Raw genomic sequence first — 19,411 nt, forward strand, 5'->3', positions numbered from 1 at the left:
ATCGCCATGTCGGTAAAAACGCTTCCCTTGGCCGAACCGAGAGTACTCGGTTATTTGCATCATGCGTACGTGTTATCCATCGCTGGCAATTGCCCGAATTTCGAAGATTGGTACTATAGCAGCTACGTTCAGATATACGACGATTATTTGTCGGGCGGATTAAACTTCTACGAGCATGATTTCACCCGTTTCCGTCAGCCGCTTCTCGACCATCATTCGATGTGCATGGATGCCTTTATGAAGGGCCGCTACGATGTCGTGGAATTCGCCAAGCATTGTTTGGATACGGACTACTATTTCTACACCTTCGTCGACGAGCGTTATATTCCGGGGAAAGGGGCGTTCAAAGCCAAGGTAACTTTCCCTCACGAAATCATGATTTTCGGTTACGACGACTCTGCCAAGCAGTTTCACGCGATCGGCTTTTCGGACAAGTTCCAGTACGAGAAATTCACGGTCGGCTTCGAACACTTTGCCCAAGGTTTCAACAACCTCAAGATGACGGCCAGTTATATGAACAACATTCACCTGCTGAAGCCCGCCTACGATGCGGAATATCCGTTCCGGTTGAAGCAAGTGGCAAGCCTGTTGGAGGATTATTGCTTATCGCGTAACACGTCGGAGCAATATAGCATGGTTCGAGAGCCTTATCGTTCCGCGTTCGGGATGGCCTGTTATGATTACTTGATCGAGTATTTCGAACAGCTATTGAAGGGCAAGGTCCAGTTGAAGATCAATTCGCTCCACATTTTATGGGAACATAAGAAATGCATGATCGACCGCGTAGCCTATATGCAACGCAAGCATGGGTTGTTACGTGATTTTGACCTGGGTCCGCTTAAGGAAGTCGAGCGGCTGGCCTATAAGACGCGGGATGAAATTATCGTATTTTCGTTAAGCAATGATCCGAAATGTTTTCAAAATGTGATTAAGTATTTGGGTCAGTTGAAGGTAAAAGAGACAGCGGCGTTGGGGCTGCTGTTGGATCGGATTTCATCTTTGGTACCGGCTTAAGTACTAGGATGAGAGCCATAAACGATCTGGAATTGGCAGACGCGCTAGATTCAGGTTCTAGTGTCAGCAATGACGTGGAGGTTCGAGTCCTCTTGGCCGCACCATACTTTAATAAACAGACTCTTCTCAGGAAGGGTCTTTTATTTTTTTTTTTTGATAAACAAAGAAGGGGAACAGAGGGTTTTATCAAATAATATAGTGTTAACCAATCCTTTCGAAAATCACCACAACATTAGGAGGTTTTAATAGATGGAACAACTCATTCAAGAAGATCAGGAACTGGTTTGGCTCTCCCCTAGTGAGCTCCCTTTTCAAATTTCCGGATTCGCTTGGTGGTCGAAGGAGCACAAGTTCCGCCGTCTGCCGGTTGTGATCGAAGGAGCCATTCGCAAAGAGGTAGACGAATTGGCAGATCATACAGCGGGCGGGCAAATTCGTTTCCAGACAAATGCTACTCTATTAAAAATAAAAGTGAAGCTATTTGGTCCAAATAGCATGGATCATATCCCTTCAACCGCAGTGACCGGATTTGATTGCTATCTGGGTTTGCCTGGCTCCCAGATGTATTATGGGACAACGAGGTTCCCTCAGACCGCAGATGAATACGAAAGTGCGTTTGAATTTGTTGAGCCTGACTTGCGCTACATCACCCTTAATTTCCCGCTTTATCAAGGCGTACATGAAGTGAAAATTGGAGTAAATAAAGATGCTATGGTTATGGAATATCCTCCATATGAACATGATGGAAAGATTATTGTGTACGGAACATCGATTACACAAGGAGGATGCGCTTCACGTCCCGGCATGGCATACAGCAATATTTTAAGCCGAAGAATCAATATCGAATTTATTAATCTGGGCTTTTCCGGAAATGGCAAGGGCGACCCAGAAATCGCAGATTTGATTAGCACAATTGAGAAGCCGAGATGTCTTATACTAGATTATGAAACGAATTGCGCGACTCTTGAAGATCTGATGACAACCCTGCCTGAATTTATTCGAATTATTCGTAGTCGGCATTCAGAGGTACCTATACTTATCGTGTCACGACTCCCATTTGGGAATGAACATGCCAAGTCTTCATCTTATGAAGACAGAATGGCAAGTAGGAACTATCAATGCGAATTAGTTAAAGAGCTTCAGGAACAAGGCGATCGCTTCGTTTATTTTTGCGATGGGGCTGATTTACTTGGGGAAATATGGAATGAGTGCACTGTTGACGGTGTACATCCGACCGATCTGGGCTTCATGCAGATGGCAAATGGTTTAACACCGCTCCTTGAGGATATTTTGCAAATAAATTAATAATCTCTCTGTCGTGCATTATTGACATCAAGAAATCACATATGATATATTTTAATTCCTGACTTGTTAGCTAATAGGTCAGAACTTGCGGCCATGGCGGAATTGGCAGACGCGCTAGATTCAGGTTCTAGTGTCAGCAATGACGTGGAGGTTCGAGTCCTCTTGGCCGCACCATACAATTAAACTCAGGAAGTCCTACTACGGTGGGGCTTCTTTTCTTTTTGTCTGAATTTGATTGTTCGTTGTATGGGTCGGGTAGTGAGGATTCGGAATGGTTTTTCAAACATTCTTCTAACATTGCTTTATTTTTATGATTTGAAGCGTTAGAGTCGGAATTTATGATGTTCTCAAAAGATTGAGATAATTTCATATATCTTCAGGGGTAAGAATGGCTAATATTTGATTTTTATTGTGGATCGCTTCACTTCCTTTTCCTTCAAGTACTTCATTGAGAAGATCAACGATTGTAATATCAAGGGCACCTGCTATCTTTTCAAGTGTAAGGATAGTTGGATTCTTTTCTGCACGTTCAATCTGACCTAGATAGATTCGAAGAAAAATCTTCAAATGGACGAGCGTTGCTGGTAAACGTAGACGAGGATTTGCCCAAAATACTCTTACCGGATTCTGTACACCACATCCCCCTTCCTGCCACGCGGCTATAACAGCATCAGCGGGAAAAGATGTTTTCATCGCAATTCTATCATACAAACGATTTGCTTAAAGTCTAAGTCAAAAAAGTCCAAAAAACGTGTAAGATTTTTACTATATCGATGATTAGGTTCTGTCCTATAGTAATAGTGTAAGTCGACGCAAATCCATAATGGGAAGCGCTCTCACCAGATGTGTGAAAGGACGAGATAAAATGATCGCAAGCTTTGCTATAGAGTGGAAGAAGGGGCCGAGCTTCGGGAGTATTAACGTTTCCGAAGGCGAGGTCGTTAAAGGAACAATAGTTCGAGGAGAAGGTAAATATAGTGAAAAAGGCTTCTCGACCGTCGGAGGCCCGCTCAGATTGGAGATTACGGTTGATCTTGCGGATGCGGATGAGTCGACTGCTACTCTTGTGATGATTGACACAGGAGAGAACCCATTCAGTTTCTTCCTACGTGATGTGAGTGGGCAGTACCCCATCTACATCCCCGCATATGAAGTCGCGATAATTCGCACTGATGATGCTAGAAGCTATGTGCAGATTGAGCAGGAAATCAAGGTATTAGAGCTTCGTACTGATTTGCAGCAAATTGAAGCTGAACCTGAAGAAAGCTATGAGAACGCGGCGAATCAAAGTCGTGAGATTGCTTCCCAGACCTGGCTAGGTTTATCTCGTGATATGCGGATATTCGGAGTAGGCTTTCGTGGTGTTGGCGGGGAGGAGCGTCTATGGGACTGGGTGCAGCCAAGATTTCATGGTTATGAGGTGACACTTCCAGAGAACGATGATAAGCCGGTCTGTTACCGTTACATGCTGGGAAGAGGGATTGGCAGTACAGAAGGTGTGACCCGTAGGCTCGAAGACGGTACATTACCTATTTTACACGCGACGATTATGGACAAAGATGTTGTCTATCATACAGTTTCCTTCGTTTCTTATGAGAACAGTCGCTTAACTGCTGAAACTCTTAGAGGTACCCACTATTTGGCGGCCGATGGGTACGGACATGGACATATGTTTACGGAAGCACAGAAGAACCAAAGGGAGCAATTATTACAGCAGGAGCTTGACCAGGAAGAGGAGACGGTGCTGTACTTTCAGGCAATTGCCACGAACAATGCGAAGGTGCCAAGGTACGCTTGGTTTAAGAATGTCATTCCGAATGCCTTTGTATTGAATAACGAACAGAATTACACCTTTGATATAGAACGCGGCTATGTTCAATTCTCAGAAGACCGTGTTTGCTGTGTTTCCAAGCTGAACGGGAGCCCCCTTACAGCCGAAGAGACAGCGATCTTAATTCCTCCAGGTGGAACAGCCACTTTTGAATTTTACTTGCCTCATCGCCCAATTTCTCGAAAGCGTGCCGAAGGTCTTATCCGTCAATCCTTCACCGCAAGACGGGAAGAGTGCCGTGAATTCTGGACGAATAAGCTGTCCAAAGCAGCGGCAATGAAACTACCAGAGAAGCGTATTGAGGAGATGGTCAATGCTGGACTGCTTCATCTTGATCTCGTCACCTATGGATTGGAGGCTGGCAGTACGGTTGTTCCGACGATTGGAGTCTATACAGCAATCGGTTCGGAAAGTGCTCCAATTATTCAATTCATGGACTCTATGGGATGGAGCAATCTAGCGGAAAGATCATTACAATTTTTCCTTGATAAGCAGCATGACGATGGATTTATTCAGAATTTCGGCGGATATATGCTGGAAACGGGAGCTTCGTTGTGGAGCATAGGTGAGCATTACCGGTATACGAACGACGATGAGTGGCTGAGCCGAATTAAAGGGAAACTGTTGAAAGCGTTCGATTATCTCGTGGAATGGCGTAACCGTAACAAGACAGATGAGCTTCGGGGGAAAGGCTATGGCATGCTCGAGGGCAAGACAGCAGATCCGGAGGACCCGTTCCATTCCTTTATGTTAAATGGGTATGCTTATGTTGGCATGAGCAGACTGGCGGAGATTTTAGCTACAGATGATCCAGTACGAGCAGGACAAATCCGTGCAGAAGCAGAGGCATTGAAAGAAGATATCCGCCAAGGCTTGTTCACTTCAATGTCTAGATCCCCAGTCGTGCCGCTAGCAGACGGCAGCTGGGTGCCGACTGTACCTCCATGGGTCGAGCATCGCGGGCCGCTTTCTCTACAAACGAAGGCGGGAAAATGGTTCACACACGGCTCAGCCGTCGCCCGTGATTCATTGCTTGGCCCTCTGTACTTAGTTCTTCAGGAGGTTGTTCAACCAGACGAGGCTGTAGCGGCGTTCATCCTTAATTATCATAACGAACTGATGTGCACGAATAATGTCGCATTAAGCCAACCCTATTATAGTATTCATCCGTGGATTCATCTCAAGCGTGGGGAGATTAAGCCTTTCCTGAAGGCTTATTATAATAGCTTTGCAGCATTGGCAGACCGGGAGACGTACACTTTCTGGGAGCATTTCTGGTATGCTAGCCCGCACAAAACCCATGAGGAAGGCTGGTTCCTCATGCAAACCCGCTGGATGCTCTATATGGAAGAGGGAAGCACACTGAAGCTGTTACCGGGCATTCCGCGAAAATGGATGGATAATGGAAATGTCATCGAGCTGAATGAAGTTGCGACTTATTTCGGGCCTTTAACATTACAGGTTGAATCGCAACTGGAAAGAGGTAAGATTGTGGCAAAGGTGAGCTGTGAATCGCATAGAAAACCAGAGTCGATAACGATCAGGTTGCCCCACCCTGGAGGAATAACTCCCACTCAAGTCACGGGGGGCACCTATTCCGTATCCCAGGAATTCGTTCGAATTGATAGCTTTACCGGGAATGCGGAAATAACTTTACACTTCTAATCGCAGTTTGTCGAATGAGTTATGCTATAATCCATCTAGGAACGCACACCTAATCGAGTGTGCGTTCGATTGTTATTCAGGAAATCTATTTACTTCTTCAATGAACAGCAGCTTTCGAGAGAGAGGTTACTTGACAGCTATGAATAAAATTCAGAGCTATTTAAAAGGACTGCAGCGACACTTTTTTGGTCTGAGTAAAAAGTTCATTTTGTTTAATTCTCTCGTTGGTGTGGTGTTCATTACGGTTCTAAGCGCATTGCTGTCGCAATTTATGGAGAAATACACGATGGAAAACATAAATCAGTACGTAATGAGTCTTAATGTACAAATCAGTAACAGCATCGATCTATATGTCGACGATATGCAGAAGGTGCTGATGATTCTCTCAGAGGATGAAAATCTTCCTATCATAGAAGACAACAAATTTATAGGAACCTATGAAGGCTATCAGGCATATAGCCAGTTTTATAACAATATACGATCGCTAATTTTCTTCAAAGGCTACAAGTCATTGTCAGTTGTTTTATATGATCGAGAGGAGATTCTGACAACGGATTTAACGGATGGTCAGGACTTCAAATATTTTCGTCAAGCACTGAATAATAACACTTACAAAGATATTACCGATTCTGAGCAGTCGATGATCTTATTACCTGAATTTTCACTGCTACCCGAAAAAGATAACAATGTCCTATTCTCACAAGCGATTAAGCTATGGGGAAATCTTCCAGGAGAGAAAGACTTCATGGTGCTTAGCGCAGATAAGAATCTTTTTACGAGTTTCCTAGCGGGTGTCAATAATAAAGCTTTCGATGATATCTTGATCACGACCGCAGAGGGACAAGTCATCTTCAGCCTGAACTCCAAAGTATCGGCGTATTCAGAGCTCAAAGACAAAGATATTGGAAGTTTATCCGCATTCGATACTCTCAACTTTAATGGGGGGAGTTATTATGCAACCCTTAATAAGTCCGCTTCAACAGAATGGTATGTCGTTTCGTTGATTAACAAGAATAAGATCGACAAGCAAATATATGACTCTAAAATGACCATCATTATTATAGGTATCACCGTAATCCTCATTCTTATTATCGCTGTAAATTTGTATCTTTCGAGAAGTACCCGAGATTTAAAGAGGTTAGCCAAAATGATGAAAAATATAGAAAAGGAAAACTTTCAAAGCAAAAGTGAAATGAATAGAAATGACGAAATCGGCGATTTAAGTCGCAGCTTTAATTCCATGGTCAGAAATGTGCTGGAAAATCAGATACTGAGAAAAGAAGCGGAAATTAAAAGCTTGCAGGATCAGATCAATCCACATTTTCTATATAATACGTTAGACAACATTAGTTCTCTGGCTATAAAGCAGGATTATATAACCATCAACCAAACGGTGGAGAAGCTGGCCGATTTTTATCGCTACAATATGAATTTCGAAAGCAACAATCTTGTTAAGATCGGAACGGAAATTCAGCATGTGAAAAACTACCTGGAAATCATTACTCTCCGTTACGGCACTAGATTGAAGATTAACTATGACATTGATGAGGCTGTGTTGGATAATCAAACGATCAGATTTATGCTGCAGCCCGTTGTTGAGAATTGTGTCAAGCACGCCTTTAATGAAAGATATCTAGATTGTGTCATTGACATTAATGCCTATGCGGGCAAGGAAGCTGTATTCCTAGAGGTGTCGGACAATGGGATGGGTATTGAGGAAAATCTCTTGAGTAAAATTATGAGCTATATTAACGGGGAAAAACAGACGCTGGATCACGGAGGCAACGGAGGCATAGGTCTTAGAAATGTGAATTTGCGGTTTAAGCTCGTGTTTGGTGACGCGTATGGAATCGTGATTAGAAGTACGCCAGGTATAGGGACAAGAGTAATCATCACTAGTCAGATCCTGAAATGAGGTGCGCTCATGATGAAAGTATTGGTCGTAGATGATGAAGAGCTAATCGTAGATAAAATTATATATTTGTTAAATAAGAGTTCGCTTAGGTGCGAATCCATAGGGTGCGCAGGGAACGGTCAGGAGGCGCTTAACCTGATCGCAGCTGGTGATATACCGGATATTATCTTGACTGACGTAAGAATGCCCGTTATTAATGGCTTGGAATTGATTGAAATAGTAAAGAGCTTGCACCCAGAGGTCCGATTTGTTGTCATTAGTGGATTTGCCGAATTCGAGTATGCTGTCAAAGCTATGCAATATGGGGTAACCAATTATGTACTCAAACCTGTTAAGGAGCATGAGCTTATCGTTGCTGTTGAGCAGCTGCAGGATGAGATTGCTAAGGCTAAGCAAGAGATGGAAGCGATGAAACAGACGGAGTCTGTAAAAGTTGAAAATAACCGGATGGTTATTGAGAAGAAGCTGTATCAGATGCTGAACGATCATCACGTTGATAACGGCTCGAAACGTAATCTGGCAAATAATGGAGAAATCCTTAATCATAATGCATATATCGTTTCAGTCGTTAAGCTTCATCCAGATCAGCAACAGCAACAGCAACAGCAACAGCAACAGCGAATACGAGATATGTATACCGAATTGCAGCAATCCTTTGACTTACAATCAGATCACATTTGGTTGATGGAGAACATGGGTGGTAGAGACTCCTTTATTCTTATATTCGGCGGACGAGCTGGGGACGATATCGTCCTAAAGGCAGAAAAGGAAATAAATAAGCTACACCAGCGGCTAAGCAAGGAATACCAGCTAGCGGCCACGATAGGAATTAGCAATGCATGTGGCGATTTGAGAACGGCCTACTCAAACAGTATGATCGCTCTTAAAAGTCGGTTTTTGTTAGGGGTGGGCAGGGTATTCATCTACAGTACTCCTGTATTACACAAGGGAAAAGCGATTCAATCCTTTATGTTTAAGGTGAAGCTTGTGGAAAAAAGCCTAGAAAATAATCGCACATTGAAGGTTAAAGGGATTCTTCGTCAATTCGCAGAGGAAGTATTCATCAATCATATTGCCGATTATCTTGGTGAAACCTCCATAGACTATCTCTTTAATGAATATCTCAATATCATCATCCGCTACTGTCTAAAAAATAATGATTCTTTCCTTGAGCAAATCGAGCCGGATGTCTTATCAGGAAAAGTACTTGAAGGCTTGGATGACAATTGTACGATTGTAAAATTATTAGGGACAACGATAGAAAGTATCTTTAACAGCCCAGTTCAGAATGAAGATGAGCATCAGATTAACCCAGCTCTTTACTCTTCTATAATTGACAATATTATCCATTATATAAATGAAAATATCAATGAAGATATCACCCTCCAGATGATCGCTGAGAAGTTTTCGATTAACCCTTCGTATTTATCGAGGGTATTTAAAGCAGCTACTGAACAAGGCTTCGTTAAGTATGTAACCGGTCTCAAGGTCGCCAAAGCACGGGATCTTCTTGAGAACAGCAGCATGGAGATAGCGGATATCGCTCATGGGTTGGGTTTCTCCGATCAGCAATATTTCAACAGGGTATTCAAGAAAACGACGGAAATGACACCTAATGAAGCGCGGTCGAAGAGTAAAAAAAGTCCAAAAAATACGTAAGATTTTTACTATATTCAACATGTGTTTTAACGTAAAGTAAGAGTATAAGCAATGGCAGAACGCTAGTTGGCAAAACGGTGGTGAAGAGAGAAGCTAAGCTGGTGCGTTGTTAAGATCCAGAAAGCGATTTTGATATTAGCCATAAAGTAAGCGCTTACATAAATTCTCGAAGAAGGTGATCACATGAATAAACTTTATCGTCAACGTTGGCTTATCGCTTTTACATTACCCGGATTTATATTCTTTCTCGTGTTCTCCTACTTTCCTATGTATGGAGTTATTATTTCCTTTCAGGACTACGACGTGTTCAAAGGAATTTTACACAGCGATTTTGTTGGGTTTGAGAATTTCAAAACACTGTTCGACATGCCTGACTTTACGAATGCGCTCAAAAATACGATTATTATCAGTTTGATGAAATTGTTTATTATTTTTCCGGCTACGATTATTTTCGCACTACTTATTAATGAGATCAATACGGGGTGGTTCAGGAAGTTCGTACAAACAACCTCCTATCTCCCTTACTTTGTATCCTGGGTCATCGCAGCCGGGATCTGGTACAAGCTGCTCTCGATTGACGGTGGAGTTGTAAATGACTTGTTGATGTCCCTTCATATTATCAAGGAGCCATTTTATTTTGTCGCTGATCAGAATGCTTTTTATCCCCTTATTATATTTACCGAGGCATGGAAGGGCATGGGGTTCAGTGCAATTATTTTTATTGCAGCCCTGTCAGGAATAGATATGCAGCTATACGAAGCGGCAAGAGTGGATGGAGCAAGCCGGTTCAGGCAGATCTGGCATATCTCGCTTCCCGGTATCAAAAATACGATCGTATTAATGTTCATTCTTAGTGTGTCTGGATTGCTCAGAGCCGGACAAGATCAAATGTGGACAATGTCGAACGTAACGGTTCAGCATAAGGCCGAGATTCTGGATACGCTTGTTCTTAGATACTTGAAGGATATGGGGATGATGGGTTATTCGATTGGAACGGCTATGGGGATCTTTCAAGCATTTATTGGACTTGTCTTATTTATTACCTGTAATTACATAGCCAAAGCAGCGAAGAGCGATTCCATTATTTAAGTGAGGAGGTACATCAATGAGTACAAAGAAGATTGATTTGTTCGTAATATGTAACACTATTCTGATGCTGTTATTCGCTTTCATCTGTATATATCCCTTCTACTATGTGATTATTATTTCACTTAATGATCCTTTGGATGCTCAACGTGGAGGCATCTATCTAATGGTTCGGTCATTCTCGATAGAAAATTATAAAGCGATCTTCAAAACGGCAGAGCTGCTTAATTCTTATCAAATTACGATATTCAGGGTTGTTGTGGGTTCTATCTTACATTTAATCCTTACATCGATGTTTGCCTATGCGTTGACCAAGAAGCATTTTGTATTCAGAAAGTTTCTGAATTGGTGGATGCTGATCCCGATGTATTTCTCAGGAGGAATTATTCCTACCTATGTCGTTATGGACATGCTTGGACTGGTCAACAATGTGATGGTTTATGTTCTGCCTCATCTGCTAGCGACCTTCCATATCCTAATCATGCGAACCTATCTGAGTGAATTACCACCTGCGTTGGAAGAGTCGGCTGTCATTGATGGGGCGGGTGATGTAGCGGTTTATTGGAAGATCATTATTCCATTAAGTGCTCCAGTAATGGCGACGATTGCTTTATTCATCGGTGTATTTCATTGGAATGATTGGTTTACTGGTTTTACCTATATGACAAGTGAAAAGCTCTGGACCGCTCAGAATGTGCTTCTGAAGATCATACAATCCAATGAAGCTTCTAACATTGCTTCAATTTCCAAAATGAACTCAGGCTTTAAACAAACCGTTACAGCAGAGTCGGTCAAGATGGCCATGCTAGTCCTCACAACAGTTCCAGTTATTATTGTCTACCCGTTCCTTCAGAAGTATTTTGTCAAGGGCATGATGCTCGGTTCTGTTAAAGGGTAGGAATTTAGGTGGATATGAGTACCTTTAGGTATTTATATATAATAAAAGATCAAAGGGAGAGGTTAACATGAGAAAAAGTAAGAAGATTGTTGCTCCGTTAGTCGTGCTTATGCTGTTGATTTCAAGTGTACTGGCTGGTTGTGCCAAGTCAAACAACGCTGTTAATGAATCGGCGCCGGCGTCTTCGTCCCAACCGCAAGAAACAGCTACTTCTGAGCCTGTTAAGGAAGCGCTTCCGGAAGAGCTTGTCGTATCCTCATTCAACTGGGGATGGCCAACCGTTGATGAAGCTCAGGACAGAATCGGGCCCGAGCTAGAGAAAGCGCTAGGGTTCAAAGTCAAGCTGAACGTACTAAAGGCGGGAAGCTCCGATGAAGCCGACAAGAAGCTTCAGCTATGGGCGGCTACGAAAGCAGCAGATATGCCAGATATATTAATGACAACAAGCTCGACCCTTGCAGCGCAAACGATAGATTCTTTGGGAAGAAACGGAATTTTACTCGAATGGAATGAAATTTTGGATCGTATGCCGAATTACAAGGCTCAGGTTAACCATCTCCTACCGATAAGTACAGATGTTGAGTCCGGCAAGTTGTTCCGGGCACCACAGAACTTCGAATCCCCGAAGGCGGTCAAACCGTCTACTGCACCTCTAATCCGGAAGGATTGGCTCGACCAGTTAGGCCTTCCAGTGCCCAAGACAACGGACGAATTGCGCGATACATTAATTGCCTTCAGGGATAACATTAAGCTGCCAGACGGACAGAAGGTAATTCCTTCGGTTGATTTCGGCGAAATGTTCTGGGTCAATAAGTATATGTTTGATAATCCGGAATACTCCTATGCAGGTTCCGCTAATATTACTGTTGGTTTGAATGATTGGTTCACAGATAAAACAGATGGTAAAGTCAAAAGACATGACATGGAGTTCTCCGAAAATGTGTACGAATTCCTAGCGTATTACAACTCTCTCTACAAAGAGGGCTTGCTCGACAAGGAAAGCCTGACGATGAAGTATGGACAATACATGGAGAAAATATCCAGTGGTAGAGTGGGTCTATACGGTGCAGGAGGTACTCATGTCATAACAGTTAATGATACCTTGGCGAGTGTTGATCCTAAAGCTATGTTTGTCGGTACAACGGTATTCGATAGTAGAACGAATCCATCGCTAGACACAGCATTTATTAAAAAGGGCATGCTAGGGGTCAACTCTTACTGGATCATCAAGAAGAGCATTAGTGAAGAGAACTTGAACGCTTTTATCAAGTATATGGAATATACGATGGGTGAAGAAGGCTGGAAGCTGACTACCTTCGGACAAGAGGGCAAGGATTGGGAGTATGATGCTGACAATAAGATTGTGGAGACAAAGGAAGCCGTAGATAAATTCAAAGGAAATCTTGGAACAAAAATCCCTGAAGGGATCTGGTATTACAGTCCTACTCCTAACTATGATCTCCAAATGAAATACTATGCTCCAACCGCTTATGACAAAAGGACCGATGTCATTGAAACATTGAAAAATATGGGTTATGTCGAAGGCCAAGAGGTCTATTCCTATATTACTGACAAAGCAGCCTATGTCCTTCCCGGCCCTATTGAAATTAAAAAGGGTGCTGGTTATGTGACCAGATGGAAAGATATGGTGGTTTCAGGTGTGTTAGCTAAATCTAATGATGAAATCAGGCAGATTATTGCGAAATGGCAAGAGACGGAAAGAAAATTAGGGTATGACGAAATTTCCGAGGAAAGAACGAATAACTTAAAGACTGTTCCTGACCTGGGCGTAAATTAATCCCATGTGTTAAATATAGAACTTCTTTACCTGGAGGGAACGGAGAAAAGGATGGAGAGATTTCATTTAATTCCTGTAGCAAAATCAGTCCAAGAGAAGCAGGGCAAGGTTTCCTTGCGAAATGCTTGTATCATGACAGGTGATGCGCAGCTGGAGGAGCTCATCCCCGTATTTGAGCAAGAAATCAGAATCATACAGGGCTCAGTTCCAATGAGATTAGACGATGATTACACGTCGATTGAGCTGCGAATTGACCAGACTCTACGGGAAGAGCAGATTAAAATTACGATTGACCATAACGTTGTTGTGCTCGGTGGGAGTTATTCAGCTGTAGCGGGAGGTACCTCTATGCTGCTCCAGCTCATGACGGATACGGGCGAGCTTCCGTATGGCTGCATTGAAGACGAACCAGATCTTCCGTATAGAGGGCTTATGCTTGATCTGGCCAGACATTGGCATTCTATCGATTGTGTGAAGAAGGCAATTGAGCTGTGCCGTTATTACAGGCTGTCCCATTTGCAACTGCATTTAACGGATGATCAATCGTTTACTTTTCCACTGACAAGCTTCCCGCACCTCCCTACACCTGGTAGACATTATACGAGGCAGCAATTAGAGGAGCTTGTAGAATTTGCGCATCAGCGGGGAGTGGAGCTTGTTCCAGAGATCGATCTACCAGGGCATTCAGAGATTCTTAATAAGGCTGAACCGGATATTTTTACATCTGGTAGAGGCGCTGAACATGAGAATGCCATATGTCTCGGGAACGCCGATACCTACGAAGCTGTAGAGAAAATTATGGACGAGCTATGTAAGGTATTCAAATATTCCCAATATATTCATCTTGGATGCGATGAAGCGAAGATGGAAATATTCGATAACTGTCCGACTTGCCGTGAGCGCATGAAGGAATTGGATATGACGAATGCTGAGGGCTTGTTACGTTCTTATATTCTACGTGCTGTCGAGATGGTCAAACGTAACGGTAGAAAACCAATCGTTTGGGAGGGCTTCTCCCCGGATCCGGGAATCGAGATTCCCACAGATATTACGGTTATTGCCTGGGAATCTTATTATCATCCTGCTGATGAGCTGGCTTCGTCAGGATACCCCATTATTAATTCATCATGGCAGCCACTCTATGTGACGCCTAATGGTGGGTGGTCTCCTGAACATATTTATGGCTGGAACGTAAGGCGCTGGGAGCACTGGTGGGAGAAATCGAAGGCGCATCTCACGCCGATTCAATTAGACGAGGATGCGAATTTGATCGGAGCTCAGTTCTGTTCGTGGGAGAACGAGGAGAAGAACGAGATCGAATCTCTGCACCTTCGACTTCCGGCAATGGCGGAACGCGTTTGGAATACAGAGCACAAGATCGAATGGGCGGACTTCTCAAGTAGATTGAACTTGCTCGATCGTAAGCTTATGCAAATATTAGATAGTATGTAATGAAGACTAGTTTAGAAGGACACCTTTCCAGGTGTTCTTTTTTTCGTTTCGCAGAGGGAGTCCATTAGTTTACTTGAGTAAAAAAAATCCAAAAAAACAGTAAGATAATTACTATAAATAGTTAGGGCAGTAGCCTATATTTACAGTATTAAAAAGAGTGTAATCCATTTTGGTAAGCGCTCTCATATTTAAAGGGGATGAGTTGAATGATCTAGGAAACGGCAAGTCTAATGAGGCTAGGAAATAAGTATTAATTGTTAAATAATCCAAGAGAGTAATAAAGGAGGAATATTTATGCGAAGAAGAGGACGTTCCCGTTTATTCATAACGGCAGCTATTTTATTTATTTCTATGGGGTTATCTTCTACTCAGGCAGCAGTGCCCAATCCGATTGTTGACCCGTTCCCAATAGGGATATTTTGGTCACCAAGTGTTCAAGATACCACATTCGATAAATACAAAGAGATCAAGGATATGAATGCAACGTACGTGCTTTTGACGAATAATATCTTGAGCCAAGCACAAAACGATGCCGCATTGGTACAGTGTGCAGCTAACGGATTAAAATGTGTCATACAAGAAGAGAGACTAGGCTCCTATAAGTTTAATGATTTACAAAATGCTGGTGATGGTGGAGGCTACTTAAATTACGGACATTCGTTCGGGCAAACCTTTATAACCCCGAATACTCCGGATTTAGCGATTGATACTATACAGCTATTCATGGATCAAAATTTACCGGCTAATGGTGAGAAGATTACATTGAGGATCTATGATTCCCCAAGCAAGACGACTCTATTTGGAAGTGCGTCTATTACAGGACCAACGGGTACGATCAATCCTACTTTTTATTTATATAAATGGCTTAATCCCAATACAACTTACTATATGGAGCTAACTAGCGATGGTCCATTAGCTCAAAGTTATGTTAAATATAATACTTCTGACGTCTACAGTGGAGGGACTGCTTTCGAGGACGGCGTTGCCAAGTCAGATCGTGATTTATGGTTTGTTCTGAACTATGCCAGAAGTATGTTTAACGGTGGTAGTGAGCCTCACACTGCAGATATTGTTGCATTTGCAAACCATTATAAATCGAATACAGCGTTTCTTGGCTATCATCTTATCGATGAACCCACAGCTGCCCAGATGACAGGTATACAAAGTACGATTGAACGAATTAGAGCAGTGGATCCAGATCATCTTACCTATGTAAATTTGCTCCCAAACTATGCAGGCAATCTCGGTTTTGGCGGTCAGACGGGAGTATTCGTGAATCCAACTCATTCTGCAGGTCAGACTTTTAAAACCAATTCGAAAACGACAAGTATATCCACGATTCAATTATATATCGATAAGAATCAATGGGGTGTGAATGAGCCCTTAACTCTGAAGCTATGGAATTCTCCTGCCAAAACCGTGCTGTTAGCTCAGCAGACCCAATCTGGAGCTAGCACCAATTACCCGCAGTTTACACTGAATGCGACAGTGAGCCCCAATACAGTTTATTATTGGGAGCTTACACATGACGGTGGTGGAGATAATTCTGTAGGTTGGGTAGTTAAGTCGACGGACGGAACGGAATGGGAGAAAGACGGTTCGGCCTATGTTGCAGGTAGTCCTGAAGTCGGAGACTTCTGGTTTACTATTAATCAAAACCTAACTGCATTCTCTTATGAAGACTATGTATACCGTTGGGCAAGTAAAAACCCCGATTTCATGATGTATGACCATTATCCATACAGTATGGCTAGCGGAGTAGGGGCAGCATATTATCCGAATTTGGAGATTATACGCAGACAATCTCTAGCGGCATCGATCGATTTTTGGACCTATATTCAATCCGTTGGGATTAATGGGGCACTTAGGGCTCCTACAGAAGGGGAAATTCGGTATCAAGTGTATACTAGCCTCACCTATGGTGCCAAAGGTATTAATTACTTCACTTACGTAACTCCTTCCGGGCAAGGAGATTCATTCCATGATGGAATCATTCTTCCTGATGGAACCAAGAATGCATCCTATACGCATGTCAAAAATATTAATGCAGAGGTCTTGAAGCTCGGACCTAAGCTATTGTCACTGACCTCTCAGGCTGTATATCATACCGGAACGTTGCCTGCCAACACGACAGCACTGCCTTCAAGTTTTTTCCTGCAGCCATCGAATACAACGGATCCACTGGTTATCGGTTATTCAACAGATACCAATGGGCAGAAGTATGTAATGGTTACTAACCGGGATATTACCAATTCCAGAACCGTGTCGTTCGTATTGCCATCCAAACCGAGCGCAGTAACGGAAGTATCCAAAACAACAGGAGCTGAGGTGAGTACGAATTACAACTCAATCACAGGAACCCTATCATCAAGCTTTGCTCCTGGAGAAGGAAGATTGTACGTTTTGCCTCTAGCTCCTGAGAATCTGGCTTTAAACGCCGCAGTCACGGTAAGCAGTGAATACTTAGACTGGCCAAAGGCACTGCTTACGGATGGGAATAGGATGAGTATTTTCTCCACTCAGACGGGGATTATGAGCAATCATTCTGAATGGATCGAGGTCAATATGGGAACCCCGAAAACCTTTAATAAGGTCGTGCTTGCAAGTCGCACTGAGCCGTATGGTTACCCGAAAGATTTTAAGATTCAGGTTTGGGACGGTGTAAATTGGCAGGATCGGGTAATTCGTACGAACGAATCGCAGCCTTCTTCAGGGGCAGTGCTCTCTTATACCTGGGGTTACTCCGATACAACGAGTAAAATAAGAATTCTCGCATCGGGGCTGCACACGGATGATAATGGGCATTATCTTCTTCAGCTTGGGGAAGTTGAGGTCTATAACGAGCCATAAGATGCGTTTCAACCGGGTATGATGACGACACTCTACTTGAGTCTAGAGTAAGGAGCATGATATTAAAGTGTGCCGCTGTCTAAAGACTGCGGCACACTTATTACTAGTATCAGTTATTGCTAGGAGAGAAAACCAAGAAATACCTTAGCTATTTCTTGAATGGCTGGCGTGTCGCCTACAAAATAATACAACTGTGAGACGTCTGTCGACTGGCCTTGAACATCGATGGGTAAGGCGGGGGAGTGATACTCAAGCTCCGCAAAATGTCCCAATTGACCCCCGTCGAAGTAGAATTGCATGCATGATCCTAAGTGATTAGGTAGATTAGGAGGATAATCCGGATAAATACCAGTAGGATTTACACTGAATTGCCGGACGATGAGGCTGCTTTTCTTATCGTTTATTTGGCGTAAATACCCGAATCTCCCAGTTGACGATAGGGCGTCAATGGATAGCTTAAAGCTACTTTGACCTTTACAAGGGAGCTGTAGACCATTGGGTAGTAAAGTCATATCGATATGCTCCGTCTGTGAGAACATGGTCATCGGACGTACGGAGCCAAAGGTTGGAGCTAGTATATTCCCTCCAGGTGGCACTTGCATGATACTCCATAGATTGCAATAACCAGAAGGAGAAAAGCTGCTGTCTGTGTGTATTGAATTCAGATTAGCAGGAGTCAGTGTCATATGGGTTCGGGTTTCATATCCGATATAGGAAAGGTTCGAACAATCCGTTATTGAAGTAGATAGGTTCATAGGGAACGGATTCGACAGAAGTGTAAAGTGCTTTTCGAGCTCTAATTCCACATTTTTAGACGATGATGAGTGCTGCAGCTCGCAAGACATGCTCGCAATAGCTTGAGATGGGGAAGTCTGCGTTAGTTTCCAGCTTCCTGGATCGAGCTGAGCTGGAAAATGGTAGTTACCGGAGCCATCGATGAAATATTCCAACTCGGGACTCATCCAAGTACGGTCACCGCCCAAATTCCACTTGTCATTAGTCCCAAGAGCGCTTGGATCTCTCCAAAATGCGGAATCTTTATCTGGAGCGGCTATCATTTCTAGAGCTCGTGCTCCCTTTTCTAGAATGATCAAGCGTCCCCCATGCTCATTGGACAGAGTAGCATAGCGATGATCGAATTGTTGAAGCTGTGATGGAAGTGTGTTGGGCATATCAATCACTTCCTTGCTCGGATTCATCATCAAAGCAGAGCAGGCAATCCTCATCCTTGATATGTCGGGTCCAAAGAGCTTCAATCTTCTCGGCGGAATCATTCTGAAGTGCGTTCAATAATGCTTCGTGATCTTCGACAACTTTGTGCAGATCTGTAAACTTGCTCGTATTCTTAATAAAGTGCATACGAAGTCTATTCACGATTCCTGACCAAATCTGCATGATGTATGAAGAGTTATCGAGTGAGAGGATATGCTCATGGAACTGTATGTCTTCCTCGACCAGAGCAAACAAGTCTCCGTTAGTGGCAGACACCTTCATTCGCTCAACAATGCTGCTTAGGTTACCGAAGAACACTTCGTCTCTCTTGGCTAGATTGTATTTGAGCGCGAACAATTCGAGTTGAAGTCGAATGGGGATTAATAAATCTACGACTTCTTCTTTTCTAACTTCAGCTACAGTTGTTTCGCGGTAAGGAGAGCTCACGATCAGACCCAATGCCTCCAGATCCCTGAGTGCTTCCCGAATAGGTCCTCTACTGATGGACATTTGCTGGGAAATTTCCAGTTCCTTGAGCTTGTCACCTGGCTTGAGATGCCCCTGAATAATCGCATTTCGTATATCATTCATGACACGTTGACGTAAAGAGAGATTTTCTTGGCTTTTGAAATGAAAGGTATCCATTGTTCGTTGTTCGACTCCTTGATTACAAGATTACTTCAACTTCGTTAGCGAAGAGAAGATCTAAATTCATTATAACAAAGC

At 43.1% G+C, this 19,411-nt stretch carries 13 protein-coding genes and 1 tRNA gene; 11 read left to right on the top strand and 3 right to left on the bottom strand.

The window, feature by feature from the left end; translation table 11 throughout:
* Positions 1–6 precede the first annotated feature (6 nt).
* The 3 genes from M1K58_RS01250 to M1K58_RS01260 all read left to right on the top strand — a co-directional run bounded on the left by M1K58_RS01250 (position 7) and on the right by M1K58_RS01260 (position 2,493).
* Complete coding sequence (locus M1K58_RS01250) at positions 7–1,014, top strand: hypothetical protein (protein ID WP_256756850.1); 1,008 nt, start codon at positions 7–9, stop codon at positions 1,012–1,014.
* A gap of 249 nt (positions 1,015–1,263) precedes the next feature.
* On the top strand, positions 1,264–2,319 hold the full coding sequence (locus tag M1K58_RS01255) for an SGNH/GDSL hydrolase family protein (RefSeq protein ID WP_256756851.1): 1,056 nt from the start codon (positions 1,264–1,266) through the stop codon (positions 2,317–2,319).
* Between the two features lie 87 nt (positions 2,320–2,406).
* Positions 2,407–2,493 (top strand) — tRNA-Leu (locus M1K58_RS01260).
* A gap of 192 nt (positions 2,494–2,685) precedes the next feature.
* Here M1K58_RS01260 and M1K58_RS01265 read toward each other — a convergent pair.
* Positions 2,686–3,012: a helix-turn-helix domain-containing protein gene (locus tag M1K58_RS01265; RefSeq protein WP_256756852.1), complete on the bottom strand. Its 327-nt coding sequence runs from the start codon at positions 3,010–3,012 to the stop codon at positions 2,686–2,688.
* A gap of 172 nt (positions 3,013–3,184) precedes the next feature.
* Here M1K58_RS01265 and M1K58_RS01270 point away from each other — a divergent pair, with 172 nt between their 5' ends.
* The 8 genes from M1K58_RS01270 to M1K58_RS01305 all read left to right on the top strand — a co-directional run bounded on the left by M1K58_RS01270 (position 3,185) and on the right by M1K58_RS01305 (position 17,473).
* Positions 3,185–5,815, top strand: a complete 2,631-nt coding sequence (locus M1K58_RS01270; protein ID WP_256756853.1) for a glucosidase family protein — start codon at positions 3,185–3,187, stop codon at positions 5,813–5,815.
* 139 nt (positions 5,816–5,954) lie between these two features.
* On the top strand, positions 5,955–7,730 hold the full coding sequence (locus M1K58_RS01275) for a sensor histidine kinase (protein ID WP_256756854.1): 1,776 nt from the start codon (positions 5,955–5,957) through the stop codon (positions 7,728–7,730).
* 9 nt (positions 7,731–7,739) lie between these two features.
* Positions 7,740–9,389, top strand: a complete 1,650-nt coding sequence (locus M1K58_RS01280; protein WP_256756855.1) for a response regulator transcription factor — start codon at positions 7,740–7,742, stop codon at positions 9,387–9,389.
* A 183-nt stretch (positions 9,390–9,572) separates the two neighbouring features.
* Positions 9,573–10,478 carry an ABC transporter permease gene (locus tag M1K58_RS01285; protein ID WP_256756856.1) on the top strand — a complete coding sequence of 302 codons (906 nt, stop codon included), beginning with the start codon at positions 9,573–9,575 and terminating at the stop codon, positions 10,476–10,478.
* 16 nt (positions 10,479–10,494) lie between these two features.
* A complete protein-coding gene (locus M1K58_RS01290) occupies positions 10,495–11,373 on the top strand; it encodes a carbohydrate ABC transporter permease (RefSeq protein WP_256756857.1) in 879 nt (292 codons plus the stop codon).
* Positions 11,374–11,440: 67 nt separating this feature from the next.
* Positions 11,441–13,171 carry a type 2 periplasmic-binding domain-containing protein gene (locus M1K58_RS01295; RefSeq protein WP_256756858.1) on the top strand — a complete coding sequence of 577 codons (1,731 nt, stop codon included), beginning with the start codon at positions 11,441–11,443 and terminating at the stop codon, positions 13,169–13,171.
* A gap of 51 nt (positions 13,172–13,222) precedes the next feature.
* The gene (locus M1K58_RS01300; protein WP_256756859.1) at positions 13,223–14,623 is read left to right on the top strand and encodes a family 20 glycosylhydrolase; all 1,401 of its coding nucleotides are present in this window, start codon (positions 13,223–13,225) and stop codon (positions 14,621–14,623) included.
* A 294-nt stretch (positions 14,624–14,917) separates the two neighbouring features.
* Positions 14,918–17,473 (top strand): discoidin domain-containing protein, encoded by a 2,556-nt coding sequence (locus M1K58_RS01305; RefSeq protein ID WP_256756860.1) that lies wholly within the window; start codon positions 14,918–14,920, stop codon positions 17,471–17,473.
* Between the two features lie 119 nt (positions 17,474–17,592).
* On the opposite strand, the gene M1K58_RS01310 is transcribed toward M1K58_RS01305, so the two are convergent.
* Both M1K58_RS01310 and M1K58_RS01315 read right to left on the bottom strand, forming a co-directional pair.
* Positions 17,593–18,645 carry a DUF6786 family protein gene (locus M1K58_RS01310; protein ID WP_256756861.1) on the bottom strand — a complete coding sequence of 351 codons (1,053 nt, stop codon included), beginning with the start codon at positions 18,643–18,645 and terminating at the stop codon, positions 17,593–17,595.
* Between the two features lies 1 nt (position 18,646).
* Positions 18,647–19,330, bottom strand: coding sequence for a GntR family transcriptional regulator (locus M1K58_RS01315; protein WP_256756862.1), 684 nt, complete (start codon positions 19,328–19,330; stop codon positions 18,647–18,649).
* Between the last annotated feature and the right edge of the window lie 81 nt (positions 19,331–19,411).

Origin of the sequence: Cohnella sp. WQ 127256, assembly GCF_024519285.1 — a bacterium.
Lineage (GTDB): Bacteria > Bacillota > Bacilli > Paenibacillales > Paenibacillaceae > Cohnella.